The organism is Pseudomonas sp. TE21394, assembly GCF_054057835.1.
On the sequence record NZ_JBSRZR010000001.1, the window covers coordinates 5,273,160 to 5,297,364 of the forward strand.

At 64.9% G+C, this 24,205-nt stretch carries 22 protein-coding genes, 1 tRNA gene and 1 pseudogene; 13 read left to right on the plus strand and 11 right to left on the minus strand.

What is annotated here, in order from left to right; translation table 11 throughout:
- Positions 1–34 precede the first annotated feature (34 nt).
- The 4 genes from ACVWZT_RS24180 (at position 35) to ACVWZT_RS24195 (ending at position 4,431) form a co-directional block, all read left to right on the plus strand.
- The gene (locus ACVWZT_RS24180; RefSeq protein ID WP_457471836.1) at positions 35–1,603 is read left to right on the plus strand and encodes a hypothetical protein; all 1,569 of its coding nucleotides are present in this window, start codon (positions 35–37) and stop codon (positions 1,601–1,603) included.
- Positions 1,604–1,825: 222 nt separating this feature from the next.
- The gene (gene dkgB / locus ACVWZT_RS24185; RefSeq protein WP_296230336.1) at positions 1,826–2,629 is read left to right on the plus strand and encodes a 2,5-didehydrogluconate reductase DkgB; all 804 of its coding nucleotides are present in this window, start codon (positions 1,826–1,828) and stop codon (positions 2,627–2,629) included.
- Positions 2,630–2,634: 5 nt separating this feature from the next.
- The gene (locus tag ACVWZT_RS24190; RefSeq protein WP_296230338.1) at positions 2,635–3,822 is read left to right on the plus strand and encodes an MFS transporter; all 1,188 of its coding nucleotides are present in this window, start codon (positions 2,635–2,637) and stop codon (positions 3,820–3,822) included.
- A gap of 144 nt (positions 3,823–3,966) precedes the next feature.
- Positions 3,967–4,431 (plus strand): nuclear transport factor 2 family protein, encoded by a 465-nt coding sequence (locus ACVWZT_RS24195; RefSeq protein ID WP_296230340.1) that lies wholly within the window; start codon positions 3,967–3,969, stop codon positions 4,429–4,431.
- Here ACVWZT_RS24195 and ACVWZT_RS24200 read toward each other — a convergent pair whose 3' ends face one another.
- Together ACVWZT_RS24200 and ACVWZT_RS24205 are read right to left on the minus strand one after the other, a co-directional pair.
- Positions 4,432–5,787, minus strand: a complete 1,356-nt coding sequence (locus ACVWZT_RS24200) for an ATP-binding protein (protein ID WP_296230342.1) — start codon at positions 5,785–5,787, stop codon at positions 4,432–4,434.
- Positions 5,784–6,506, minus strand: a complete 723-nt coding sequence (locus tag ACVWZT_RS24205) for a response regulator (protein WP_296230344.1) — start codon at positions 6,504–6,506, stop codon at positions 5,784–5,786. Before ACVWZT_RS24205 ends, ACVWZT_RS24200 begins: the two co-directional genes overlap by 4 nt.
- Before the next feature lie 164 nt (positions 6,507–6,670).
- On the opposite strand from ACVWZT_RS24205, the gene ACVWZT_RS24210 reads away from it, so the two are divergent.
- From ACVWZT_RS24210 to ACVWZT_RS24230, 5 genes are all read left to right on the plus strand, one after another.
- Complete coding sequence (locus ACVWZT_RS24210) at positions 6,671–7,447, plus strand: MlaA family lipoprotein (protein ID WP_457471839.1); 777 nt, start codon at positions 6,671–6,673, stop codon at positions 7,445–7,447.
- Positions 7,414–7,677, plus strand: coding sequence for a hypothetical protein (locus ACVWZT_RS24215; protein ID WP_414707150.1), 264 nt, complete (start codon positions 7,414–7,416; stop codon positions 7,675–7,677). Before ACVWZT_RS24210 ends, ACVWZT_RS24215 begins: the two co-directional genes overlap by 34 nt.
- 132 nt (positions 7,678–7,809) lie before the next feature.
- Positions 7,810–9,042 (plus strand): MFS transporter, encoded by a 1,233-nt coding sequence (locus ACVWZT_RS24220; protein WP_457471840.1) that lies wholly within the window; start codon positions 7,810–7,812, stop codon positions 9,040–9,042.
- Positions 9,043–9,078: 36 nt separating this feature from the next.
- Positions 9,079–9,852, plus strand: coding sequence for an AraC family transcriptional regulator (locus ACVWZT_RS24225; RefSeq protein WP_296230350.1), 774 nt, complete (start codon positions 9,079–9,081; stop codon positions 9,850–9,852).
- Positions 9,853–9,943: 91 nt separating this feature from the next.
- Positions 9,944–11,092: a M14 family metallopeptidase gene (locus ACVWZT_RS24230; RefSeq protein WP_296230351.1), complete on the plus strand. Its 1,149-nt coding sequence runs from the start codon at positions 9,944–9,946 to the stop codon at positions 11,090–11,092.
- Positions 11,093–11,137: 45 nt separating this feature from the next.
- Here ACVWZT_RS24230 and ACVWZT_RS24235 read toward each other — a convergent pair whose 3' ends face one another.
- The 7 genes and pseudogenes from ACVWZT_RS24235 to ACVWZT_RS24265 all read right to left on the minus strand — a co-directional run bounded on the left by ACVWZT_RS24235 (position 11,138) and on the right by ACVWZT_RS24265 (position 17,485).
- Positions 11,138–12,103 carry a Csu type fimbrial protein gene (locus ACVWZT_RS24235; protein ID WP_457471842.1) on the minus strand — a complete coding sequence of 322 codons (966 nt, stop codon included), beginning with the start codon at positions 12,101–12,103 and terminating at the stop codon, positions 11,138–11,140.
- A pseudogene (locus ACVWZT_RS24240) lies at positions 12,103–14,402 on the minus strand (fimbria/pilus outer membrane usher protein). Before ACVWZT_RS24240 ends, ACVWZT_RS24235 begins: the two are co-directional and overlap by 1 nt.
- A gap of 105 nt (positions 14,403–14,507) precedes the next feature.
- Entirely contained in the window at positions 14,508–15,296 is a 789-nt protein-coding gene (locus ACVWZT_RS24245) for a fimbrial biogenesis chaperone (protein ID WP_457471844.1), read from the minus strand.
- Positions 15,297–15,331: 35 nt separating this feature from the next.
- Positions 15,332–15,835, minus strand: a complete 504-nt coding sequence (locus tag ACVWZT_RS24250; RefSeq protein WP_296230355.1) for a Csu type fimbrial protein — start codon at positions 15,833–15,835, stop codon at positions 15,332–15,334.
- A 3-nt stretch (positions 15,836–15,838) separates the two neighbouring features.
- Positions 15,839–16,342, minus strand: coding sequence for a Csu type fimbrial protein (locus ACVWZT_RS24255; RefSeq protein ID WP_457471845.1), 504 nt, complete (start codon positions 16,340–16,342; stop codon positions 15,839–15,841).
- Positions 16,343–16,389: 47 nt separating this feature from the next.
- Positions 16,390–16,926, minus strand: a complete 537-nt coding sequence (locus ACVWZT_RS24260) for a Csu type fimbrial protein (RefSeq protein WP_457472143.1) — start codon at positions 16,924–16,926, stop codon at positions 16,390–16,392.
- 31 nt (positions 16,927–16,957) lie between these two features.
- Entirely contained in the window at positions 16,958–17,485 is a 528-nt protein-coding gene (locus ACVWZT_RS24265) for a Csu type fimbrial protein (RefSeq protein ID WP_296230359.1), read from the minus strand.
- Between the two features lie 266 nt (positions 17,486–17,751).
- Here ACVWZT_RS24265 and ACVWZT_RS24270 point away from each other — a divergent pair, with 266 nt between their 5' ends.
- The 3 genes from ACVWZT_RS24270 to ACVWZT_RS24280 are packed head-to-tail and all read left to right on the plus strand — an operon-like array spanning position 17,752 to position 22,882.
- Entirely contained in the window at positions 17,752–20,001 is a 2,250-nt protein-coding gene (locus ACVWZT_RS24270) for an ATP-binding protein (RefSeq protein ID WP_457471847.1), read from the plus strand.
- A gap of 15 nt (positions 20,002–20,016) precedes the next feature.
- On the plus strand, positions 20,017–20,478 hold the full coding sequence (locus ACVWZT_RS24275; RefSeq protein ID WP_296230362.1) for a response regulator: 462 nt from the start codon (positions 20,017–20,019) through the stop codon (positions 20,476–20,478).
- A gap of 13 nt (positions 20,479–20,491) precedes the next feature.
- Positions 20,492–22,882 carry a response regulator gene (locus tag ACVWZT_RS24280; protein WP_457471848.1) on the plus strand — a complete coding sequence of 797 codons (2,391 nt, stop codon included), beginning with the start codon at positions 20,492–20,494 and terminating at the stop codon, positions 22,880–22,882.
- A gap of 191 nt (positions 22,883–23,073) precedes the next feature.
- Here ACVWZT_RS24280 and ACVWZT_RS24285 read toward each other — a convergent pair.
- A tRNA-Gln gene (locus tag ACVWZT_RS24285) sits at positions 23,074–23,148 on the minus strand.
- A gap of 261 nt (positions 23,149–23,409) precedes the next feature.
- On the opposite strand from ACVWZT_RS24285, the gene ACVWZT_RS24290 reads away from it, so the two are divergent.
- Positions 23,410–23,652, plus strand: coding sequence for a hypothetical protein (locus tag ACVWZT_RS24290; protein ID WP_170029248.1), 243 nt, complete (start codon positions 23,410–23,412; stop codon positions 23,650–23,652).
- A gap of 1 nt (position 23,653) precedes the next feature.
- Here the strand turns inward: ACVWZT_RS24290 and ACVWZT_RS24295 are convergent, their stop codons facing one another.
- Positions 23,654–24,079: a DUF1810 domain-containing protein gene (locus ACVWZT_RS24295; protein WP_296230365.1), complete on the minus strand. Its 426-nt coding sequence runs from the start codon at positions 24,077–24,079 to the stop codon at positions 23,654–23,656.
- Between the last annotated feature and the right edge of the window lie 126 nt (positions 24,080–24,205).

The following is a 24,205-nucleotide window of genomic DNA, read 5'->3' on the forward strand; positions in this document are numbered from 1 at the left end:
TGCACGAACGCCCCAGAAAACGCAGGAAGCGTGAATGAATCAGATTCCACCGATCATACGCATGACCCAGGCCTACATGCCTGCTGCCAAGCCACCTCCAGGCATTGCCGTAAAAGCCGCAGAACCCACAGCAAGCAGCGAGGTCAGCCTTGGCCAGCCGCAGCCCAGCGCCGACATTGGTGTCTACAACGCCAAAGGCACCCTCGGCAATGGGCAGGTCCGCCATGTCTGGGAGCATAACGGCATCGACAAGCTGAGCCTGACCATGTATAGCGCGATTCAGGCCTCTTCCACCGCTTCCCGGTTTCAGGGCCTGGGCGCAGCGTTGCTGGAACAACTGGCAGCCAACGGTGGGCAACGTATTGCCCAGTCAGGCCTGGCAGTAGATCGCGGTGCTGCAGCCGAGCCCATGCTGCTTGGCCTGCAACAGGCAAGGCTGCGCGAGTTCGCCACCGACCGCGTGACCTTCACCCTGAACACGGCGTCCGGCGCGACCGTTTCCCTGGGGCTGTTCAACAGCGAAAGGGGCTTGGCGGTAGATGCCGAGGTGCTCGGCGGTGACCTCACCGCCAGTGAACTCAAAGGCCTGGCAATGATGGCGGACAGCTTCCAGACCGCCGTCAACGGCCTTGTTCAAGAGTCCCCGAGCCTGAAGCTCGGCGCGCTGGTGAAGCTCGACCCCACGCTCTTCACCGGCCTGCAACTAGAGGCACAACTGCAAACCGCAGACGGAGCCCGACAGACGTTTGCCCTGCAGATGGACGAGCACACGCGCAGCCTGGAACTCCAGGCGCCGTCCGGCAATGTGAAGATGAACTTCGATACCCAGGGCGGCACCTTGCTGGGCAGCGAGGCGCAACGGCAGGCAGCAGTGTCGAACTACCTGACCCAGTTCGATGCCGCACAGCAACGCGGAAACGGCGATGAACAATTGATGACGCTGTTCAAGGATGCTTTCCGCCAGCTCAATAGCGTCGACGACGCCGCCCTGCGCCCGGCGGCTGATGACATCTGGTCAAACACGAGCAGCCGCCTGCTGCTGAGCGGCATGGCCGACTTCACCGCTTCGCTCTCCACACCCGGGAAGCGCACCAACCCCATGCGCCCGGATGAAATAGACAGCTTCACTTACAACGTTTCACAAACCACCGCCCGCAAGGGCGGAGCAGCCAACCTGAGCCTGCAACAGGACCAGCAGAGTACGCTGAAGGCTTCCTGGCACGAGAGCCTCAACCCATGGGTAGAGCTGCAACTCAGCCTCGACAGCGAGTCGCAGGACTACCGCTACCATGAGGTGGATGACCAAGCCAGCAGCTCGACCCGTATAGGCTTTGTCAACAACGTCCTTGTCGAGGCCACTGCTATGCAACAGGCCAGCCAGCAGGAGCGTGTACGCACTTACCAGAAAGCCGAACTGCAGTCCGATGTCACCACCTCTGCCTCGACCGAACAGTCACGCGACCTGCTGGGACTGCTCGAAAAGCTCTTGGCGAACGACCGGCAGGCGCGGCGACTTGGCCTCGCCTCCAGCCTTGAGCAACAGATCCAGTCGCTGCGGGGTCTGTGGTTGCTGCAATCCAACCCAGCGCTGATCCGCGACTGATCAATGCATCCGCCTGCCCCTGTGGCCCTCAGTAGGCGCCAGGGGTAGATTGCCAGGCTTTCGATCACGACCGAACCGCCGATTGTTGACTGCAGCTCAAAAGACCTTGGCCCCGCCGCCCCTTAATCAGTCCCCGCCATACCCGCATACTGCTCCCACACGAACATACGAGCGTCCCGGCTCGGTACCGTTCACTTCTCCCCAAGCAGCAGGAGCAGATCCATGAGCATTCCACCCTTCGGCCTCGGCACCTTCCGCCTGACCGGCCAGACCGTCATCGATTCGGTCAAGGCAGCCCTGGAACTGGGCTATCGGGTCATCGACACCGCACAGATCTACGACAACGAAGCTGAAGTCGGCCAGGCCATCGCCGAAAGCGGCGTGCCGCGCAGCGAGCTGTTCATCACCACCAAGATCTGGGTAGCCAACTACGCGGCAGACAAACTGATCCCCAGCCTGCGCGACAGCCTGCAGAAACTGCGTACCGACCATGTCGACCTGCTACTGATCCATTGGCCAGCCCCAGGCAACGGCGTTGAACTGCCCGAGTACATGGCCGCCCTGGCCGAAGCCAAGGCGCTGGGCCTGACCCGACAGATCGGTGTGTCGAACTTCAACATCGAGCTGACCCGCCAGGCCATCGGCGTGGTCGGCGAAGGCCAGATCGCGACCAACCAGATCGAGCTCAGCCCGTACCTGCAGAACGGCAAGCTGGCTGCATTCCTCAAGGAACAGGGCATCACCGTCACTTCGTACATGACGTTGGCCTACGGCAAGGTCCTGAAAGACCCGGTACTGGCCGAGATCGCCGCCAAGCACAAGGCCACGGTCGCCCAGGTTGCCCTGGCCTGGGCCATGCAACAGGGCTACGCGGTGATCCCGTCGTCGACCAAGCGCGAGAACCTGGCCAGCAACCTGCTTGCCCAGAGCCTCAAGCTGGACGCCGAGGACATGGCCCGGATTGCCGGGCTGGAACGCAATGGCCGCGAAGTCAGCCCTGACGGCCTGGCCCCAGCCTGGGATTGATCGCCATGACCGCTCAAGCAATGAAAAGCGGCCGGGTACTCTTCGCCCTGGCCATCGGCGCGTTCGGCATCGGCACCACCGAGTTCACCCCGATGGGCCTGCTGCCAGTGATCGCCCAGGGCGTCGAGGTGAGCATCCCCAGCGCCGGCATGCTGATCACTGCCTATGCCATCGGCGTGATGGTCGGCGCCCCGGTGATGACGTTACTGTTCAGCCGTTTCGGCAAGCGCGCAGCGCTGATGGCACTGATGGCCATCTTCACCCTGGGCAACCTGCTGTCGTCGCTGGCACCGGACTATTACACCCTGCTCGCCTCGCGGCTGGTTACCAGCCTCAACCACGGCGCGTTCTTCGGCCTGGGCGCAGTGGTGGCGGCCAGCGTGGTGCCCAAGGAGAAACAGGCCAGTGCGGTGGCGACCATGTTCATGGGCCTGACCATCGCCAACATCGGCGGCGTACCGGCGGCCACCTGGGTCGGCCAGCAGGTCGGCTGGCGCATGGCCTTTGCCGGCACCGCCGCACTCGGCCTGCTGGCCATGGCCGCGCTGTGGTTCGCCCTGCCCAAGGGTGAACGCGGCAGCGTGCCACATGTGCGCAAGGAGCTGGCCGTTATCGCCCGCCCCAGCGTGTTGCTGGCGATGGCCACCACCGTCCTTGGCGCCGGCGCCATGTTCACCTTGTACACCTACGTCGCCCCGGTACTGGCCGAACTGACCGGCGCCTCGGACAGCTTCGTCACCCTCGGCCTGGTGCTGATCGGTGTGGGCTTCACCCTGGGCAACAGCCTGGGTGGGCGCCTGGCCGACTGGTCGCTGGACGGTGCAGCGCGGATCTTCCTCGCAGTGCTGGCGGCAATCATGCTGCTGATGCCGCTGGTACTGGGCAGCCATATCGGCGCCGCCCTGGTCTTGCTGGTGTGGGGCATGTTCACCTTTGCCGTGGTACCACCGCTGCAGATGCGGGTGATGATCGCGGCCATCGAGGCACCGGGGCTGGCGTCCTCGATCAACGTCGGTGCGTTCAACCTGGGTAACGCCCTGGGCGCTGCGCTGGGTGGTGCGGTGCTCAGCCTGAACCTCGGCTATGCAGCGGTGCCAATGGCCGGGGGCGTGCTGGCAGCGGCCGGGCTGCTGCTGGTATGGCTGGGCGGCCGCCGCAAGGCCGTCGCAAATACCGCTGCCGACGCGGCCTGAGCGCTCCGCCAGCGGGACTGTGCCTGGCATGGCACCTGCGCATTGTTCCGGGCAATGCAATTATGAAGTGCCAGGCACATCCATTCTCTGGCCACGCAGCGGCGGCTAAGCTCCTCACCAGCCAATCAATCCGAGGAGTAGCCCATGTCTCGTCCACCCCTTCCGCCCTTCACCCACGCAAGCGCCATCGAAAAAGTCCGCCTGGCCGAAGATGGCTGGAACAGTCGCGACGCAGCCAAGGTCGCGCTCGCCTATACCATCGACACCGTGTGGCGCAATCGCGTCGAGTTCCCCCGCGGCCGCGCCGCGGTCGAAGCTTTCCTGGCGCGCAAATGGAACCACGAACTGGAGTACCGCCTGATCAAGGAATTGTGGGCCTTCACCGGTAACCGCATTGCCGTGCGCTATGCCTACGAGTACCACGACGACAGCGGCCAGTGGTACCGCGCCTATGGCAACGAAAACTGGGAATTCGCCGACGACGGGCTGATGCAGAACCGCCATTCGAGCATCAACGAACAGCCCATCAGCGAAGCCGAGCGCAAGTTCCGCTGGCCGCTGGGCCGGCGCCCGGATGATCACCCCGGGCTCAGCGAACTGGGGCTCTGATCAGCCGGTCGGCAGCGTGACCCTGACCTCCAGGCCACCCCCCGGGCGGTTGCACAAGGTCACGCTGCCGCCCTGCTCCAGCACGATGGCCCGTGCTGCCGGCAGGCCCAGCCCGACGCCGCCAGTGTTACGGTTGCGCGAGCCTTCGATGCGGTAGAACGGCGCGAATACCTGCTCGTGCAGCTCCGGCGCGATACCCGGCCCACGGTCCTGCACGCTGATTTCGATCTGCCCGGTACGTATCGCCAGCGTCACTGCGGGGTCACGGCCATACTTCGCGGCATTGTCGATCAGGTTGACCAGCACCCGCCTGATACCCATCGGCCGCCCCTCGTACACGCAGCGGCGTGGCCCGTTCAGCCCCACCTCCACGCCGGCATCCCTGAAATCATCCACCACAGTCGACAGCAACTCGCCCAGGTCGAACACGGTGGCCTGCTCCAGCCGCGCATCGTCACGGAAAAACCCCAGCGCCGCCTCGACCATCGCCTGCATCTCGTCAACGTCCTTGAACAGCCTGGCCTGCAGTTGGGCATCGTCGATGAACTCGGCGCGCAAACGCATGCGCGTCAAGGGTGCGCGCAAGTCATGGGAAATCGCCGCAAGCATCTGGGTGCGGTCGTTGAGAAAGTGCCTGAGCTGCGCCTGGGTGGCGTTGAACGCGAGAATCGCCTGGCGCAGGTCGTGCGGCCCTACCACCGGAATCGGCGGCGCGTTGAAGTCCTTGCCAAAACGCCGTGCGCCTTCGGCAAAACGCTCCAGTGGCCTGGCCAGGTAGCGCGTGGCGAGCAAGGCAACGGCAAGGCTGGAGAGCAGCATCAGGGTGAGGATGATCAGGTTGCGTGGCAGCTCATCCAGCCCCCAGCTACGGGCAGTAGCGCGGAACAGTACCCAGGACTTGTCGCTCAGCTCGATCATCAGCGCATAGCCGCGCTCAGGTGCGTATTCCGGCAGGTCGGACGGTTCGAAGGCTTCGATCCTGGCATCCGGGCGCTTGAGCAGCGCGCGCAGGATAGGCGTGCCCTCGCTGAACTCGGCATCGACCAGCGCAGGCACGCCGGCTTCGTCATGGCGACGCAGCCAGCGCACCGAGTAGCTGCCGTCACCCGCCGCGCTGGCGATGTTGGCCCGCTCTGCCAAGGATGCGACATCGAGAATGCGGGTAACGGCTGCGACCTTTTCGATCACTCCGCTCTCCAGCAGCGGTGGCTGCGCCCAGACACTCAGCAGCAGGCTGAACAGGCCTTTGAGCAGCAACAGGAAGAGCATCGCCGTCAGGGTGGTCAGCGCGATCCAGCGGGCAATGGTGATCTTCGGCCGTGGCAGGGCCTGGCGAACCCGGGCAAGCAGGCTCATCGCCTGGCCACCGTGGGCGTGAACAGGTAACCGGCGTTGCGCAAGGTGCGGATCAACGGCTCGTGGCCCTGCTCGCTTTCAAGCTTGCGGCGCAGCCGGCTCACCTGCACGTCAACGCTGCGGTCATAGGCCTCGTAGGCATCGCCACGGGCCAGGTCCAGCAACTGCTGGCGGCTGAGCACCCGGCGCGGATGCTCGGCGAACACCAGCAACAGTTCGAATTCACCGTTGGACAAGGGGATCATGACGTTGGCCGGCGAACGCAACTCGCGCCGCACCACGTCCAGCCGCCAGCCAGCAAACTCGAGGATCGCGCAGGCATGGCCCGCCGCGCCAGCGGCTGCGCGACCAGCCGCTTCGCCGGCACGCCGCAGCACTGCCCTGACCCGCGCCAGCAATTCACGTGCGGCGAACGGCTTGGTCAGGTAGTCATCCGCGCCCAGCTCCAGGCCCACCACCCGGTCGCTCAGCTCGCCCATGGCGGTAAGCATGATCACCGCCACCTTGTGCTCGGCCAGCAAGCGCTGGCACAGCACCAGGCCGCTATCACCGGGCAGCATCACGTCGAGAATCACCAGGTCTGGCACCCGCCGCTCGACAGCCTGCCAGAGCGCTTTGCCGTCTTTGGCCACGTCCACCTCGTAACCGTGCTGGCGCAGGAACTTCTGCAGCAGGTCGAGCACTTCGACATCGTCGTCGACTATCAGCAAATGGCTCACTAAAACCACCAAAACAAGAAATTCGGCGGTACTTTAAGGCCATCTCCCGCCAGCCGTCATATATTTCAACCCGGTAACAAAGTGTCGACACCGAGACATTCCGGACATCACCCGGCAAACAAAACTGCGCAGCATCGCCGCCAGTTCTTGCCAGGAAGCAACCAATGTCCCGTTCATCTTCCGCCTCCCGTTCAGCGCGCTCTGCCGTGCTGGTGCTGACGCTGCTGGCCGCAAGCGGCTGCAGCCAGCGCGCTCCCGCCACGGCGACGTGCGGCAACGTCGCCTATCAGCTCAGTGACCCGGCAGAACCAGCCAACCGTGCGGTGTTCGCCTTCAACCGCAGCGTCGATGACCACCTGCTGGCCCCCGTCGCCCGGGGCTATCAAGCGCTGCCCGGTTTCGCCCGGCAGGGCCTGCACAATTTTGCCAGCAACTTCGCTGAGCCCAAGGTATTCGTCAACGATGTGCTGCAAGGCAATGGCGAGCGGGCGCTGACCAGCCTGACGCGCTTCATCTTCAACACCACCCTGGGTGTGGCGGGGCTGGTCGATGTATCGGGGAAAATGGGGCTGAGCCAGCACCGCTCGGACTTTGGCCAGACCTTCGGCGTCTGGAACATCGCCAATGGCCCGATCGTCGAACTGCCGCTGCTGGGCTCACACAACCTGCGTGATGCCACCGGCACGGTGCTGGGCATGGCGCTGGACCCGTTTGGCGGCAACAGCGATACCGTCACCACCCTGGGCAACGCCGCCACGGCGGGAGGCATCGTCGACGCACAAGCCGAAGCCCTGCCATTGACCGACCTGCTGAGCACCTGGCCGGATTACTACGTTGCGTTGCGTGACTACAGCGCGCAACGGCGCAGCAATCGGGTGGCAGAAGGCAAGGTCGGCAAGCCGGGCGCATGGCAGGCCGACTGTGCCGGGGGTGGCCGGTGACAAACGATACGCAAACCGCCGTGCTGCTGTTCCGGCGCCTGGAAGGTGCCGCCCGGCAGCCGCTGTTGCTGCACGAACTGGAAGCCCGCCTGTCTGCCGATGGCCGCAGCCTGGTACTGAGCCGCTACCGGGAGCGCTTTACCGCCGACGGCAAACCCTACCGCCACGAGACTCACCGCAGCGTACCGATTGCCGCCTTGCTGCGCTGGATGACCCGCCAGGGAGCGTGAAGGAAGAGCAGTGGATTCTGCAATGTCCGAAACGCGAGAGTGGCTGCCCGTTCGGCGTGAGACAGGCAACCAGGGCGCTGGCTACCCTGCTCTGGCAATGCCTTGTTCCCTTTCGACAGAAGAACTTCGCCCATGACGATTTCCTCCGCCTCCATGGCCGCCACCACGCCTGCCACCCCACCCCAGGGCTTTCTGGTCCGCATCGTCGGCGCCGCCGCATTTGCCCATCTGCTCAACGACCTGATCCAGGCTGTGCTGCCGTCGATCTACCCGATGCTCAAGAGCGATTTCGCACTGAGCTTCGCCCAGGTCGGCTGGATCGCCCTGGTCTATCAGGTGACCGCCTCGCTGCTGCAACCCTGGGTCGGCCTGTACACCGACAAGTATCCGCAACCCTACCTGCTGCCGGCAGGCATGCTGGTCACCCTGGTGGGCATCGCCCTGCTCGCCTGCGCCGGCAGCTACGCCATGCTACTGGTAGCAGCCGCAGTGGTCGGCGTGGGCTCGGCCACCTTCCACCCGGAAGCCTCGCGGGTGGCGCGGATGGCCTCCGGCGGTCGCTTCGGCACTGCGCAATCGACCTTCCAGGTGGGCGGCAACACCGGCTCGGCCCTTGGCCCACTGCTGACCGCCGCCATCGTCATCCCGCACGGCCAGCCGGCCATTGCCTGGTTCATGCTGGCGGCTGCGCTGGCTGTGCTGGTGCTGTGGCGGGTGACCGGCTGGACCGTGAGCCACGGCCAGACCCGGCTCAACACCTTCGCCGGCCAGCAGCCGCCCGGGCTGGCACGTGACGCCATGTGGCGCGCGGTGGGGGTGATCGCCGTGCTGATGTTCGCCAAGTTCGTGTATATCGCTTCGTTCACCAACTTCTTCACCTTCTACCTGATCGACCACTTCGGCCTGAGCGTGCAGCACAGCCAGCTGTACCTGTTCGTGTTCCTCGCGGCGGTGGCGCTGGGCACCTTCGCCGGTGGCCCGGTGGGTGACCGCATCGGGCGCAAGGCAGTGATCTGGGTCTCGTTCCTTGGCGTGGCCCCCTTCGCCCTCGCCCTGCCCCATGCCAACCTGGCCTGGACGGCGGTCCTCGCGGTGGTCATCGGCCTGGTGATGTCATCGGCATTCGCCGCCCTGGTGGTCTATGCCCAGGAGGCAGTGCCGGGCCGGGTCGGCATGGTGTCGGGGGTGATGTTCGGCTTGATGTTCGGCATCAGCGGCATCGGTGCCGCCGGGCTCGGCGCGCTGGCCGACCGGCATGGCATCGAGTGGGTGTACCAGGCAATCGCATTCCTGCCACTGCTGGGGCTGGCCACTGCGCTGCTGCCGGCAACCCGCTCGCAAGCCCGCCCCGCCCGCTGCTGTTAAAGTGGCTCGGCCGGGCAGCCTGAACACGAGGTAGCAATGCTCAAACCGCAGCAGGAATTGCTGGTAGAGGTCGATGAATGGACCTGGGAAGTGGGTAGCCGCGCAACCGACTACCCGACCGACTGGTTCATCGAGCCACACAGCCATGCCAAGCATCAGCTGATCTATGCCATCAAGGGCCTGATGATCGTCGAATCCGGCAATGAACGCTGGACCGTGCCACCCAGCCGCGGGGTGTGGATGCCCTGCGGCCAGGTGCACGCGATACGCTGCGTGGGCGAGGTGAAGATGCGCAGTGTGTTCGTGCGAACCGACACCGCCGTGCAGCTGCCCGGGCAGAGCAAGGCGATCAGCATCTCGCCGTTGCTCAGCGAACTGATCAAGGCCTCGGTGGGTTTCTCGGCGCCGTTTGCCGATGACTCGCGCGAAGGCCGGGTGATGCGCCTGATCCTCGACGAGATCTGCGTGCTGCCAACCCTGCCGCTGAAGTTGGCGCAGCCCGGCGACCGGCGCCTGCGGGCGATCTGCGCGGCGCTGCACGAACGCCCTGACGATAACGCCACCGTGGCCGACTGGGGCCTGCAACTGGGGGTGGACGAAAAGACCATCCAGCGCCTGTTCCGCAAGGAAACCGGCATGACCTTCGGCCAGTGGCGCCAGCAGGCGCGGCTGATGCAGGCGCTGGAACGGATCGCCCTGGGCGAGCGGATCATCGATGTTGCGGTGGCACTGGGGTATGACAGCCCAAGCGCCTTCGCCAGCATGTTCAAGCGCCAGTTCGGCACCACGCCCAGCCAGTTCTTCAAATGACCTGAAAAACAAACATTGCATGATCTCACGCAGCAACCCGGTCATGGCGTGTACAGTAGGCTCACAACAAAGCCCAGAAGGAGCCCGGCACATGACCGCAACGCTGTCCCCCCTGCAGATCGACTGCGATTTCGACTCCGGCAACATTCAGGTACTGGATGCCAGCAACCCGGCCCGGGTGCACCTGGCCATTCGCCCCGACACCCACAGCGACCACTACCAGTGGTTCCACTTCAAGGTCAGCGGGCTGACGCCAGGCCAGATCCATCGCTTCAGCCTCGACAACGCCTCCGGCTCGTCCTACAAGAACGCCTGGAGCGGTTACAACGCCGTGGCTTCCTACGACCAGCAAAGCTGGTTCCGCGTACCCAGCCAGTACGATGGCACGGCGCTGTCGTTCGAGGTTGAAGCCGAACAGCCGCAAATCTGGTTCGCCTACTTCGAGCCCTATCCGCGTGCCCGCCACAACCAGCTGATCGAACGTGCCCGGCAACTGCCAGGGGTCGAAGTGCTGGCCAGCGGCCGCAGCGTACAGGGCCGCGACATTCCCCTGCTACGTGCCGGTGATGGCGCCGCAGGCAAGCGCAAGCTGTGGCTGATTGCCCAGCAGCATCCGGGCGAACACATGGCCGAGTGGTTCATGGAAGGGGTAATCGACCGCCTGCAGGCCGACGACGCGACGATCCGGCAATTGCTGGCCAAGGCCGACCTGTACCTGATCCCCAACATGAACCCGGACGGCGCCTTCCTCGGCCACCTGCGCACCAACTTCAAGGGCAGGGACCTCAACCGTGCCTGGCAGGATGCCAGTGTCGAGTTCACCCCCGAGGTGTTCTTCGCCCAGGCGCAGATGAAGCAGTACGGGGTGGATGCGTTCATCGACGTGCATGGCGACGAAGAGATTCCCCATGTGTTCACCGCGGCCTGCGAAGGCAACCCGGGCTATACCCCGCGGTTGGCGCAGCTGGAAGCGCAGTTCCGCAGCACCCTGTGCAGTTTGACCCGTGACTTCCAGACCGTGCATGGGTATACCCGCGACGAGCCGGGGCAGGCCAACACGACACTGGCCTGCAATGCCGTGGGAATGGCCCATGACTGCCTGTCGCTGACCCTGGAAATGCCTTTCAAGGACCACGACGACGCGCCCGACCCGGTCACCGGGTGGTCGGGCGCACGGTCGAAGGCACTGGCCGGGGCAGTGCTGGATACCCTGGCGCAGATGGTGGACGATTTACGTTGAGCCCTGTCTGACCTCGGTTGCTCCAGCCGCAAGTGCGGGGCGTATTCAGAACTGCACATCCAGGATCACACTGTCGGCGTAGCTGCCCGCCGGCGGTGTCGCCTGGTCGGTGTAGACCCTGGCGTTGTAGTTGAACACCTGGCTACCAGTCCCGGTACCCGTCCCGGGGTTCACATCTGCGTCGGCGCTGGCCCGCCGCGCGGCCCCCACCGAACCCCAGCGCTGCGCCCCGGCGCTCTTGAAAATATCGTAGGCGAGGTAGTTGTTCGCCGCCGACTTCATGCGCCGCCGCCCACCGGCCACGTTCTTGCCATCGTCCAGGCCAACGGTGTAAACACTGCCCTTGGTGCACGACACACTGAGGTTCTGGCTCACCGTAGCGAACCCCGCCACCACCGGTGCACTGGCGAAGCTGATGTCAGGCGTGGTGATCTGGCAGTCATTGGTCACCGTCAGGCTCACCGTCAGGGTCTTGCTGCCGCTGCCAGTGTCGCGGCCAATGCAAAATCCGCCAAGCCCGATCCCCTCGCAATAATCCCAGGTCCATTCGACATTGAGGGTTTCCTGATAGACCCCTGCGGCAACGTTGCTACCCACTTGCGTACGCATGTAGAGCGGCACGTTCTTCGGGGTACCGTTGAGCAGGCCCAGCAGATCAAGGATGCCAGTGGAGCGGTATTCGAAAGCGCTGCCGCGGGTGATCGGATAGCTGGTGGTGGCGTCGGCATACAGCGTGTAGGGGATGACATCCCCGGTCGGCCCCACCAGCCCACTGCTGGTGGCGGTGATCCTGATCTTGAACGAATCGGTGCTACTGAGCACGCTGAGCACCGAACCACTGCACTGCAGGCCCGAATTGGTACTGGAGGCCATCTGCACCGTGCTGCGTACCTGAGTCGAGTTCAGCGAGCCGAATGCCGCTGGCGCTGTCACCACGGAAGTGCACTTGGCCCAGGCCGCACCCGCCCCCAACAACAAGGCGCACGCCAGCAATCCACGCCAGCAGCCCATCACTTGCATTCCAACGGGCCGATCAGGGGGATCGAGCCTTGCGTTTCAGGCAGGTCGAACGCTACCCGGCAATGCCCGCCGCCGGCCAGCTCCACCTGCAGGCTATTGTGCGGCGCCAGGTTTTCCAGGTACACCAGGCCATCCCATCCGACAACTGCCTGGCTGCCGGTTTCGACATGGGTGACACGGCTGCCCAACGTGACCACCCGCCGGTTGGCGTCCACCAGTTCGACGCTGGCCGCCAGCACGCGCCGCAGCGGGAACTCCAGCAGGTAGCCGCTGCCACGGCGCACCGCCACGCGCTGCTCCACTTGCGTGGCAAGGATGTCCGGCGGCAAGTTCATCGGGTCGATTTCGTACTTGCCGCGGTAGTAGCCACTGCTGTACGGCACCAGCAGATGACCACCGGCATCGGTGCGGCCGATTTCCTGGTTTTCATAGCGCACCGGCACATCGGCGTAACCATGGGTGCTGACCAGCACGAAGGCATCGTCGATGCGGTTGGCGGCGAACAGCCCCGCATCCATCCACACCAGCGATCCGCTGGCGTCGGCCCAACGGGTCATCTCGCCCGTGCTGCCATATACGCCTGCCTGCAACTGTACCGACTGCAAACGCCAGGTGACATCGGCCTGGCGGTAGGCATCGCGCTCGCTACCGGCGGCATAGCCCAGGTTGTAACCGACACCGCCACCGACGGGCACCGCGCGGCTGTAGTTCACGCGCTGCAGGCGCTCACCCTGCTGGCTGCGCTCCAGGGCCAGGGCCAGGGTGCCATGCAGGTCGAACGGTATGACCAACTGCGCCTGCACCGCCCACTGGCTGTCCCCCAGTTCACGGTTGGCCGACAGGTACAGGCTGCTGCTGCCCCACAGCGGCTTGCTGTAGCTGAGGTTGAGCAGCCGGGTACGGGTACCGTCGCCAGCGCGCACGTCGAAATAGCCGGCGCCAATGTTGCCGTACTGGTTCAGGTTCAGGCTGAACGTGACCTGTTCGCTGCGCTGGCTCAGTTGCAGGTCCTGGCTGTCGACTCGGGTCAGGTCGGCGTAGCTGCCGTAACGTTGCAGGCGCTGGTAGCTGAAGCCGATGCGCTGGCTGTTGTACTGGTAGCCGAGGGCAACCTGGTGACCGTTGTCACCCTCGAACTGGCTCTGCGCCAGGGCCGCGTTGAGCACACCAAGGTTGCCCAGGCGCATGTTGCCGCCCAGCCCGCCCAGCATCAGCGACTTGGCGGTCTCGGCATGGCTTTCCAAGGTGAAGCTGTCGCTGACCCCGTAGCGCAGGCTGGCCGAGGCAACTCCGGGGCCGTAGGCGAAATCGCGCACGCCATAATCCCGGCGCAGGCTACCGGCAGACATCGAATAATCCATCAGGCCTTCTTGCAGCAGGCTGCTGGTGACATAGAACGGCAAGGTGGTCGACACCTGCCGGCCAAGCGCATCGGTGGTGACCACCACGGCTTCCCCGGCGCCATTGATGAACGGCACGTTGGTCAAGGTGTAGGGGCCAGGTTGCAGCTCGCTGGTGCTGGCCTTGTAGCCATTGATGAACAGGTCGAGCGAGGTCGGTACCGCCGCTTCGCCAGCGAACGCCGGCAACGGATAGGTGACCAGGTCGGGGCGTATCGCGAAGTCGCGAGACAAGCGCAAGCCGCCCACCCGCACCGAGCTGCTCCAGGGCAAGGCGCCGGTCACCAGGTCACCAGCTTCGTAAGTCAACAGGCGCTGCTCGTCCCGCTGAAGCGCCAGCTGGTGTCGTAACGCAAGAAGCCCTGATGCCTCTCGCCGCTCGGCGCACCGTTGAACGACTGGCGCCACTGCCCGGTGCTGGAGAATGTGCCCCAGCTGTCGAACAGGCGCAGCTCATTCCAGGCCGCCAGGTAGCTGCCAGCATCATCGCTGTCGTTGAGGTACAGGTCGTAGTTGAACAAGGCGCCAAAGCTGCTGCGCGCCTCAGTCGCCGGGTACAGGTTGCGCTCGCCCACTTGCTGGGCGGGCAGCCAGGCGGGCGGTACCTGTAGCAGCAGCCGCTGGTTCTGGCTGTCGTAGTCGGCGTGCAACCCCGCGATGGCGTCCAGGGCCAGTTCACCCTGGGGGTCGCCTGGCAGCGAGACACCGGCCGCGCGCAGCACCTCGCTGTCCACAAACAGCTGCCCGGCGCGCTGCTGCACCGCCACCAATTCAGCCTTGGGCATCTGGTTCACCAGCAGCTCGAGGTACAGCGTGGCGTCGGCGATGGCGGAGACCTCCGTCGGAGGCGGTGGCAGCTCGTCGGCCAGCACCAGGCCGGAGCCGACCATGGCCAGCCGCAGGCTCCAGCAGGGCACCATCGTCAGCCACCTCACACACGGATTCCTGCCATTGCCGGGTCCTCCCTGGCCCACAAGCGGCATTCAGGCGCTGGCTCATTGGCCTTGGCGGATGGCGTCCGCGCTGCTCTGGCCGTTCACCCGCCCTTTCAACACACTGCCTGCATGGGCAGCCAGCGGCGCCGGCCAGCGCATGCTGGCCCCCGGCAGTACATAGCCCAACAGGCCCTCTGCCAATGCCTTGCTCTGGCTCCCCTGCTGCACCACCACATCGGTCAGGCGGGCGTGCACCGGGCCGGTATTGCGCAGTTCCACATAGGGCTTGCCCTGCACGGTCACCGCACGCCAGCTGAGTTGCGGCTTGCCAATGCCCTCGGCAGTGCGCTTGCCCTCAGGGTCGGCCCTGCCCCACAGGCCTTCGCCGTAGACGAACAGCGGTACCGAATAGCGCATCTGCAGGCGGATCGCTGCAGTAGTGCCAGGCTCGGCCTTGTCGACCGGGATGGCCGGCGGGATTTCGTCAATGATGATGCGGTAGGCCTGCTCCTGGCCGACTGGCGAGGGCGCGGTGCGGGTCAGGCGGATCAATTGCCTCTGCCCGGGAGCGATGCTGGCCACTGGCGGGCTGCCGATGATCTCGCGCTGCGCCTGGAACTGCTCCTGATAGCCATCCTGACGCCAGGCAAACACCCGCACCTGAAGGTTGGCCGCCGTGGTGCCGCGGTTTTCCAGCCACAGCGCGCCGGCTTTCTGATCAGCTTCCAGCACCGGATCAATCGGCCAGATCAGCACCGAGGTTGCCGCCCCGGCCGGCAGGCTCGCCAGCCACAACGCTGCTATCCATCCACGCCGCCACCCACGCGCCCACTTCGCGCCTGCCCCCATGAATCTCTCCTTGATACTGGTTTGATGTCGCTGTTTCACCAGCTCACCGTCACCTGCACCACGTCGGTGTAGGTCCCGGCCGGCAGCGTACCGGTCAGTTGAACCCGGCCGTACACCGGCAGCCTGATCGCCGTCGGGTCGCTGTAGTTCACGGCGACGTTCTGGCCGATCCCCAGGTTCTGGCTGTAGGCCGCATCCTGGTACAACTGGTATGCCAGCACCTGGGTGCCACCGGTGCGCTTGAGATTGCGCGTACCGCTGGCACTGTTCTGCCCGCCATCCACGCTCATGTTCAAGGCCACCCCCGGAGTGCACTGGAAGGTCACCGTAGAGCCACCCAGCGAGGTGCCGACAGCCCCGCTGGCCAGCGCCGACTGCGAGCCATAGTCAAGCGTTCCGAAGCTGCTGACACCCCCCACCACCAGGCACCCAGCGACGATCTGCGCAGTCACCGCAAAGCTGCTTGTGGTCGCCGCATCCAGCGGCGCAGCCAGCAGCACGCCAAGGCAGGTCAGCCCACCCGCCAGCCAGCTGCGCATGGCTCAGAACGACAGCTCGACAGACACCGTGTCGGTGTACACCCCGGCCGGCAGGCCCGCCTTGCCACGTGCCTGGCCGTACAGGTTGACGGTCTGGGCCACGCCGGAGCTGGTCGGCAAGGTGATGGTGCCGTCGATGGCCAGCAGCTGCGAATGCCCGGCATCGGTGTAGAAGTCGTACGGCACGTAATTGCCGGCGCCATCGGCCAGCGCCCGCGTGCCCCCGGTCGACTGGCCGTCGTTGAGGCCAGCCCGTACGCGGATCACCGGTATCGTACCGGCCGAACACAGCACGCTCATCGCCCCTCCGCCACCGCCGATTACCTGGGCGCCGGCCGTGGTGAACAGGGCATCCTGCGTGCCGAAATTCAAGCTACCGAAGTTCAACCCCGAGGTGCCCGAGCTGCCATTGACCTGGCATGCCGCGGTCAGGGTCAGCGTCGAGTTGATGTTCCCGGTCGTGGCGGCATGGGCCTGGAAGGCCAGCGCCAGACCCAGGCCGCGCAAGGATGCAGCAGGAAAGGTTCGATCGCATCGGCGTCTCCTAATCGGTGTTACCAGTCCAGGGTCACTCTCAGGGTGTCACGGTACAGCCCGGCCGGCAGGGCACGCGGCTGCGCCACCACCACACCGTAAATAGGGATCGGCACCTGGTGGGCGCCGCTGATGGTGAAGGCACGCGCCTGACCGATGCCGTAGCGGCTGTTGCCACCCGGGTCGATAGCCAGTTGATAGGGAATCAGTTCGCGGCCGTTGCTCAGCCGCCGTATGCCATCGCTGCCATTCAGGCCGCCGTTGATGCGCACGTTGAACGCGCGGACGTCAGGGGTGCAGCTGATCTGCAGGCTACCCTGGCCACCCAGGTCCTCGACCCGGCTGCGCAGCGGCTGGTCCCAGCCAAGGCCCCGCTCGCCGAAATCCAGCACTCCGGGGTTGCCCACCAGGGTCGCTTGCGTGCCGTTGCTGCTGACCTGACAGGCCGTGCTGATCACCAGGCGCGCCTGGATGAAGCCGGAGCTGGTGCCATGCGCCGCACCGCTGGTCACCAGCAACGGGCCCAGGCCAAGTAGCAGGATCGAGGTTCGGCTGATGGCCGTCGAGTTCCTGTGCATGGCGGCAGCCCTACCAGGTGAGCGTGATTTTGAGCAGGTCGGCATACCTGCCTGCCTGCGGTACCCAGGCCAGCTTGTCGATGCGTGCGTACAACGGCAGCTCGACCGAGCCGCTGTCCGGCACCCGCGCCGAATGGGCTACATCCACTGCCAACGGTTCGCGCCAGGCGGCATCGCGGTAAAGCCGGTAAGGGATCGGCCGGGCCTTGTCATCTTCGCTGGCCAGAAAACGCAGCTCGCCGATGCCGCCATGCTGGCCGCCGTCGACGCGCACCTGATACGGGGTGTGCGGATTGCATTCCAGGCGCGGCGGGCGCTGGCTCAACAGCACACCACTTAGCGGCGCACCAGGGCCGTCGAGGCGTGCGGCCGCACCCAGGTCGACAAGCCCCAGCGCCTGGGCGCCGGCGTCGCGCGGTTGGCCGACCAGCATGCAGCCGCGCTGCACCAGCACGCGTACCTCCACCAGGAAGTCCGCCGCCGTGGTGCTGGTGCTCACCATCAGGCCCAGCAACGCGGGCAGGAAGCGTTCCGTCACGTTGATTATCCTTGTCGATGTGTGCAGACCTGAGCGTAGCAGCGAGTTGACATCACGGAGGTGGCATACGGCCATTTTTTTGTGTTAGCAACAAAGCGATAGGTCCACGATAAAAACACCCGGCCTGGCGCCGAACCCACCGCGGCTTCAGGCCTCCAATGCTCAAGGCCGGCACTGGTGCCGATAATCTGTTAGGGTGAAGCACTCTTATCCTGCACCAGACACATACGGCACGCATGGACAGACATGACAGGAGCGTTTCATCGATGACTGCAGACAGCACGCTCACCCAGGCCCTTGAACGCTGTGCCCAGGAGCCGATCCAGCTGCCTGGTAGCATCCAGCCCCACGGGTTCCTGCTGGTGCTGGACGAAGCCGATCTGCGCGTGCTCCAGGCCAGTGAAAATGTCGAGCAGTGGCTGGGCTTACCCGCCCGGGAAATCATCGGTTGCAGCTTTGCAGAGCTGGTCAGCGCTGACTTCGACCTGCGTCTGCACCTGGCCCGCCAGCCCGAGGACGAAGCGTTTCCGTTCCATATCGGTGACGTGCAGCTGCGCCAGGGCGCACCGTACAGCCGGATACTGCACCTGCTGACACACCGTCACGACCAGGTCCTGATTGCCGAGTTCGAGCCCCCACGGCTGCCAGACGACCTTGCCGCACAGGGCGATTACTACCCGCTGGTGCGCAGCTTCGTCGGTCGCCTGCACCAGGCCGCCAGCCTTGACGAACTGCTGCAGCAAACCGTTGTGCAACTCAAGCGCATCACTGGCTTTGGCCGGGTCAAGGCCTACCGTTTCGACGCTGAAGGCAACGGCCAGGTGCTGGCCGAAGAGGCCGACCCGGGCTATCCCAGCTACCTGGGCCTATGCTTCCCGGCCGCCGATATTCCACGCCAGGCGCGCGAGCTGTACCGGGTCAACCGCATCCGCGTGATCGAGGACGCCAACTACCAGCCCTCGCCGCTGCTGCCTGCTGCCAACCCGCGCACGGGCAAGCCACTGGACCTGAGCTTTGCCGCGCTGCGCAGCGTATCGCCGGTGCACCTGCAATACATGCGCAACATGGGCACCCTGGCCTCGATGTCGCTGTCGATTGTGGTCGATGGGCAATTGTGGGGGCTGATCTCCTGCCACCACCAGCAACCGCGCCCGGTGGACCTGCGCACCCGCACCGCCTGCGAACTGCTCGCCAGCGTGCTGTCGTTGCAGATCGAGTCACGCGAGTCGCACGCCAACACGCGTCAGCTGCTGCAGTTGCGCCAGCACATCGTGCGCATGATTTCCTCCATGGCCGACCATGACAGTGTCAGCGACGGCCTGCGCGATTTGCCAGACGTGTTGCTGGCCTTCGCAGGTGCCCAGGGCGCTGCGGTCATCTCGGCCGAACGTTGCGACCTGATCGGCAAGACCCCGCCCGCCGCGCAAGTCACCGCGCTGGTGCACTGGCTGACGCAACGGGGCGAAGAGACCGTCTTTTACAGCGACAACCTGCAGCGCGACATCGAGGAACTGCCCGAGCTCGCCGCCCACGCCGGTGGTGTGCTGGCGGTAGCCATTTCGCAGATCCATTCGCATTACCTGCTGTGGTTCCGCCCCGAGCAGGTGCGCACGGTAAACTGGGCCGGGCAACCGACCAAGCAGGTCGGCCCGCAGGGCAACCTCGACCCGCGCCACAGTTTCGAACGTTGGCAGGAACAGCTGCGCGGCTACTGCGAGCCCTGGCACCCACTGGTCATCGAAGGCGTGCTGGAACTGCGCACCGCCGTGCTCGGCATCGTCCTGCGCAAGGCCGAGGAGCTGGCGCAGCTGGCCGGCGAACTGCGCCGCTCGAACAAGGAGCTTGAAGCCTTTTCCTACAGCGTATCGCACGACCTGCGTGCACCGTTGCGGCATATTGCCGGCTATACCGAACTGCTCGCCGAAATCGAGGAACAGAGCCTGAGCGAGCGTGGCAAACGCTTCCTGCATCACATCCACGAAGCCGCACACTTTGCCGGCAGCCTGGTGGACAACCTGCTCAACTTCTCGCAGATGGGCCGCTCCGCCCTGCGCCTGGCGGACGTCGACCTCAACGCGCTGGTCGAAGCCATTCGCAGTGAGCTGGCACCCGACTACGAAGGCCGTGAAATCGTCTGGGACATCGCCCCGTTGCCCAAGGTGATCGGTGACCCGGCCTTCATCAATCTGGCCTTGCACAACCTGCTGGCCAACGCTATCAAATATACGCGTGGCCGCACCCCGGCGCGCATCGGCATCAGCGCCGTGCAGCATCCGGACGAAATCGAGGTCTGTATTCGCGACAACGGTGTGGGCTTCGACATGGCCTACGCCAACAAGCTGTTCGGCGTGTTCCAGCGCCTGCACCGCATGGAAGATTTCGAAGGCACCGGGATCGGCCTGGCGAGCGTGCGGCGCATTATCGAACGTCATGACGGCCGGGTCTGGGCCCACGGCAAGGTCGACCAGGGCGCCACGTTCCACTTCACCCTCCCGCGCCACCCCGCGACAACCTGAGGTACCGCTACCATCATGCTCAAACCCATCCTGCTGGTCGAAGACAATCCACGCGACCTGGAGCTGACCCTTCTGGCGCTGGAGCGCAGCCAGTTGGCCAACGAAGTCATCGTGCTGCGTGACGGTGCCGAGGCACTGGACTATCTGCTGCGCCGCAATGCCCACGCCGATCGTGACGATGGCAACCCCGCCGTGCTGTTGCTGGACCTGAAACTGCCGAAGGTCGACGGCCTGGAAGTGCTCAAGGAAGTACGCGCCACCGCCGAACTGCGCAGCATCCCTACAGTCATGCTGACGTCGTCGCGCGAAGAGCCCGACCTGTTGCGTGCCTATGAATTGGGGGTGAACGCCTATGTGGTCAAGCCGGTGGAATTCAAGGAATTCGTCGCCGCCATCTCCGACCTGGGAATTTTCTGGGCAGTACTCAACGAACCCCCACCCGGCTCGCTGCGCCTGAACCGGCGCGGCAGCAACTGAGGCCGCCGCAACGATGCAGCCAACGCCGCTGAAACTGCTGATGGTCGAAGACAGCTCGATGGATGCCGAGCTGACCCTGATGCGCCTGGAGCGCAGTGGGCTGCACGTGCAGGCGCAACTGGTGTTCGACCATGTGGGCGTGGAGCACGCCCTGCACGAAGGCCGCTACGACCTGATCCTGTGCGACTGCGTGCTGCCGGGCTCGTCCGGCACCGAAGTGCTGGCCATCGCCCAGCGCCTGGCCCCGGACGTTCCGTTCATCTTCCTTTCCGGCATTTATGGCGAAGAGCATGCGGTGGAGATGATCCGCCTGGGTGCCACCGACTATGTGCTGAAGAAGAACCTGCCACTGCTGCCCAAGGCGGTGCGTCGCGCCCTGACCGAGGTGCAGGAACGTCAGCGCCGGCGCCGCGCCGAAGAAGCCCTGGCCGATGTCGAGGCACGGGCGCGCTTTGCCATCGACGCGGCCGGCATGGGCACCTGGGACATGCGCCCGCAAGAGGGCCTGTTGTTGTGGGACGACCGCTGCAAGACCCTGTTCGGCCTGCCCACCAGCACTGAAATGACCCTGGACGTGTTCTATGCTGGCATCTACCCCGACGACCTGCCGCTGGTGCGCGAGGCGGTGGAGCGCGCCATGCGCCCGGAAAGCGGCGGCCAGTATCGGGTGGAATTTCGCATCGCCCAGCCTCATGGCCAGGAGCCGCGCTGGTTGCTCAGCAGTGGCCAGAGCCAGTTCGTCGACGGCCAGTGCGTACGCTTCTCCGGCGTGCTGCAGGACATCCATACCCAGCGCCTGGCCACCCAGGCACTGCGCCAGCTCAACGAGATGCTCGGGGAACGGGTCGAGCGTCGTACCCGTGAGCGCGACCGCGCCTGGGAACTTTCGCAGGACTTGCTGGCAGTGCTCAACAAGGACCTGACCCCGGTCGCGCTGAACCCCGCCTGGGAAGCCAGCCTGGGCTTTTCCCGCGAGCGCCTGAGCCAGTCCTCGCTGCTGCACCTGCTGCCCGAGCCCGACCAGGAACTGCTGCTCACCGAACTCGCCGCCCTCGCCCATGGCCGTACCAGCGCCCGCTTCGTCGGGCGCGTCTTGCATGCCGGCGGCCAGCATCGCTGGTTGTCGTGGGTGGTGGTGCCGGAAGACACCTTGCTGTACGTGGTGGCACGCGACATCACCAGCGAACGCGAGGCCGCCATGGGCCTGGCCGAAGCCAACGCGCGCCTGCGCGAGCAGATCGACGAACGCGAACGCATCGAGGCAGCGCTGCAACAGATGCAGCGCCTGGAGGCGGTCGGCCAGCTGACCGCTGGCGTGGCCCACGACTTCAACAACCTGCTGACAGTGATCCTGACCGGTGCCAGCTTCCTCGAACGCGACCTGGCCAAGGGCGATCTGGACAAGGCCCGCAGTCGCCTCACGCACATCCGCGAAGCCGGTGAACGCGGCGCCAAGCTGACCTCGCAGTTGCTGGCATTCTCCCGCCGCCAGCGCCTGGAGCCGGTGCCGCTGAACCTCAACCGCACCTTGGCCGGCCTGGAGGAGTTGTTGCGTCGTACCCTGGGCGGCAATGTCTCGGTGCGCCTGGACCTGGAGCCAAGCCTGTGGCGGGCACTGACCGACCCGACCCAGACCGAAATGATCATCCTCAACCTGGCGATCAATGCCCGCGACGCCATGCCTGACGGCGGCCAACTGACCCTGTCGACCCGTAACACCCGCATCGACACCCGCCCGCAGCGCCCGGAAGACCCGGAGCCGGGTGAGTACGTGGTGCTGAGCATCCGCGACACCGGTTGTGGCATGAGCGAAGAGGTGCTGGCAAAGGTGTTCGAACCGTTCTTCACCACCAAGGACATCGGCAAAGGCTCAGGCCTGGGCCTGGCGCAGGTGTTCGGCTTCGCCAAACAATCCGGGGGCGGCGTGCACATCGACACCGCGCCCGGGCGTGGTACCCAGGTGGCGGTATACCTGCCAGCGGTCCAGGATGAAGCCGAAAGTGAGCCGCTGCCGTCGTTGCTCAGTCACTCGATCAGCGCAAGCGGCAACAACCACACGGTATTGCTGGTGGACGATGACCACCTGGTGCGCGACATGCTCGGCGATGTGCTACGCCAGTATGGCTACCAGGTGCGCCAGGCGCACAGCGGCGAACAGGCGCTGGCCTTGCTGGACGACCAGATCGACCTGCTGCTGAGCGATTTCGCCATGCCCGAATTCAACGGCGCACAACTGGCCCTGGCGGCACGCGAACGTTATCCACGCCTGCCCGTGGTGTTGCTGACCGGTTATGCGGAGTTGCAGGGGCTGGAGCTGCCGGGCAGCCTGGTGATCCAGAAGCCGGTACAGGCCGATGAACTGGCCCGGGTGCTGAACGAAATGCTGACGACCCGGGCCGTATAGGCGTGTCGTTGTGTCGCGATGGGCTGCGCAGCAGCCCCCTTGGCATTTTGCGCCACATCTGAATCCTGGCGCTGCTGCGCAGCCCACCGCGACGCAAGGTCACGCCCACAAGGAAATGCAAAAGACAGATACGGCAAAGCCCAGCGCTTACTGTTCAAGCACCGGACCAAGATACGTTTGAAGCTGGAAAATGGCAGGGGCGGCTGGATTCGAACCAACGCATGGCAGGATCAAAACCTGCTGCCTTACCGCTTGGCGACGCCCCTGTATCGGATGCAGCATTTGCTGCCCTGACAATTCCAACTGAGTGACAACCGGGTTGTTGTCTTGGAATGCGCGGCACTTTAACAACAAACTTTCGGTCTGTGAACCCCCTGATGAAAAAAAATTGCCAGAAAACAGCGAGTTAGTCATTTTCGCGTTTTACCCAGTTACCGTCCGTCGCTTTCCGCCCGCCTCGCTTCAACACAATGGCATTCCTCCCTTCCAATCAGATGAGACAACTGCATCGACCATGGAGGACTCCCATGCCCGTTTCTCACGATCTTTACCAGGACCTGCACTACCCACGTGAAATCGTCCAGCAGCGCCGCCAGCAGGACAAGGCGCTGGACCGGCTGCTCGATGAGTACATGGATATCGACAACCAGGTGCTTGCCGCCGAGTCGATCTCGGCCGGCAACTTCGAGGACGAAGACCTGCGTCACCTCAAGGAACGCCGGCTGGCCGTGAAATACATGATCGAGCGCCAACTGGAGCGCAAGCCCTGAACTAACCCGTCAAGGCGGTCAACGTAAGGGGGTCTGGCTCGCCGTCATAGAACTGCACCAGCGCCCGCTGGAACAACGGGTTGTCGGGCGCCGCCCGGGCGAACAGGGTCAGGCACGAACGCAGCTTGAGGTCATCGGGGCTGCCGAGCACTGCCCTGGCACTCTTGTCGCTATGTTGCAGCAGCGCGCACAAGCAAGCTTGCAGGCGCGGTCCGAGCAGCGGGTGAGCGAGGTAGGCCCGCGCTTCGTCGACCCCGGCCAGGGCATAACGCTCGGCCATGGCGCTGCGGCCCAGGCCACCGAGTTGCGGAAACACATACCACATCCAGTGGCTGCGCTTGTGTCCGGCCAGCAGCTCCTGGATCACCTGGTCATACACCCGGTTCTGCGCCTCGACGAAGCGCTCCAGATCATAGTCGGCGTGCATGCTCGGCCCTCCTCGGTATCGGTCATGCCCTTCACTGTACGCCTGCAGGGCCGACCTATCTCGCCAGGCGATCATTGCCGGGCACTTTCTGTATTAGTCAAATTGGCCGCCCTCGGGCAAGCTGCA

Coding starts and splice junctions, on each gene's coding strand:
- ACVWZT_RS24180 (WP_457471836.1), top strand. CDS start 35: ATGAATCAGATTCCACCGATCATACGCATGACCCAGGCCTACATGCCT.
- dkgB (WP_296230336.1), top strand. CDS start 1,826: ATGAGCATTCCACCCTTCGGCCTCGGCACCTTCCGCCTGACCGGCCAG.
- ACVWZT_RS24190 (WP_296230338.1), top strand. CDS start 2,635: ATGACCGCTCAAGCAATGAAAAGCGGCCGGGTACTCTTCGCCCTGGCC.
- ACVWZT_RS24195 (WP_296230340.1), top strand. CDS start 3,967: ATGTCTCGTCCACCCCTTCCGCCCTTCACCCACGCAAGCGCCATCGAA.
- ACVWZT_RS24200 (WP_296230342.1), bottom strand. CDS start 5,787: ATGAGCCTGCTTGCCCGGGTTCGCCAGGCCCTGCCACGGCCGAAGATC.
- ACVWZT_RS24210 (WP_457471839.1), top strand. CDS start 6,671: ATGTCCCGTTCATCTTCCGCCTCCCGTTCAGCGCGCTCTGCCGTGCTG.
- ACVWZT_RS24215 (WP_414707150.1), top strand. CDS start 7,414: ATGGCAGGCCGACTGTGCCGGGGGTGGCCGGTGACAAACGATACGCAA.
- ACVWZT_RS24220 (WP_457471840.1), top strand. CDS start 7,810: ATGACGATTTCCTCCGCCTCCATGGCCGCCACCACGCCTGCCACCCCA.
- ACVWZT_RS24225 (WP_296230350.1), top strand. CDS start 9,079: ATGCTCAAACCGCAGCAGGAATTGCTGGTAGAGGTCGATGAATGGACC.
- ACVWZT_RS24230 (WP_296230351.1), top strand. CDS start 9,944: ATGACCGCAACGCTGTCCCCCCTGCAGATCGACTGCGATTTCGACTCC.
- ACVWZT_RS24235 (WP_457471842.1), bottom strand. CDS start 12,103: ATGGGCTGCTGGCGTGGATTGCTGGCGTGCGCCTTGTTGTTGGGGGCG.
- ACVWZT_RS24245 (WP_457471844.1), bottom strand. CDS start 15,296: ATGGGGGCAGGCGCGAAGTGGGCGCGTGGGTGGCGGCGTGGATGGATA.
- ACVWZT_RS24250 (WP_296230355.1), bottom strand. CDS start 15,835: ATGCGCAGCTGGCTGGCGGGTGGGCTGACCTGCCTTGGCGTGCTGCTG.
- ACVWZT_RS24270 (WP_457471847.1), top strand. CDS start 17,752: ATGACTGCAGACAGCACGCTCACCCAGGCCCTTGAACGCTGTGCCCAG.
- ACVWZT_RS24275 (WP_296230362.1), top strand. CDS start 20,017: ATGCTCAAACCCATCCTGCTGGTCGAAGACAATCCACGCGACCTGGAG.
- ACVWZT_RS24280 (WP_457471848.1), top strand. CDS start 20,492: ATGCAGCCAACGCCGCTGAAACTGCTGATGGTCGAAGACAGCTCGATG.
- ACVWZT_RS24290 (WP_170029248.1), top strand. CDS start 23,410: ATGCCCGTTTCTCACGATCTTTACCAGGACCTGCACTACCCACGTGAA.
- ACVWZT_RS24295 (WP_296230365.1), bottom strand. CDS start 24,079: ATGCACGCCGACTATGATCTGGAGCGCTTCGTCGAGGCGCAGAACCGG.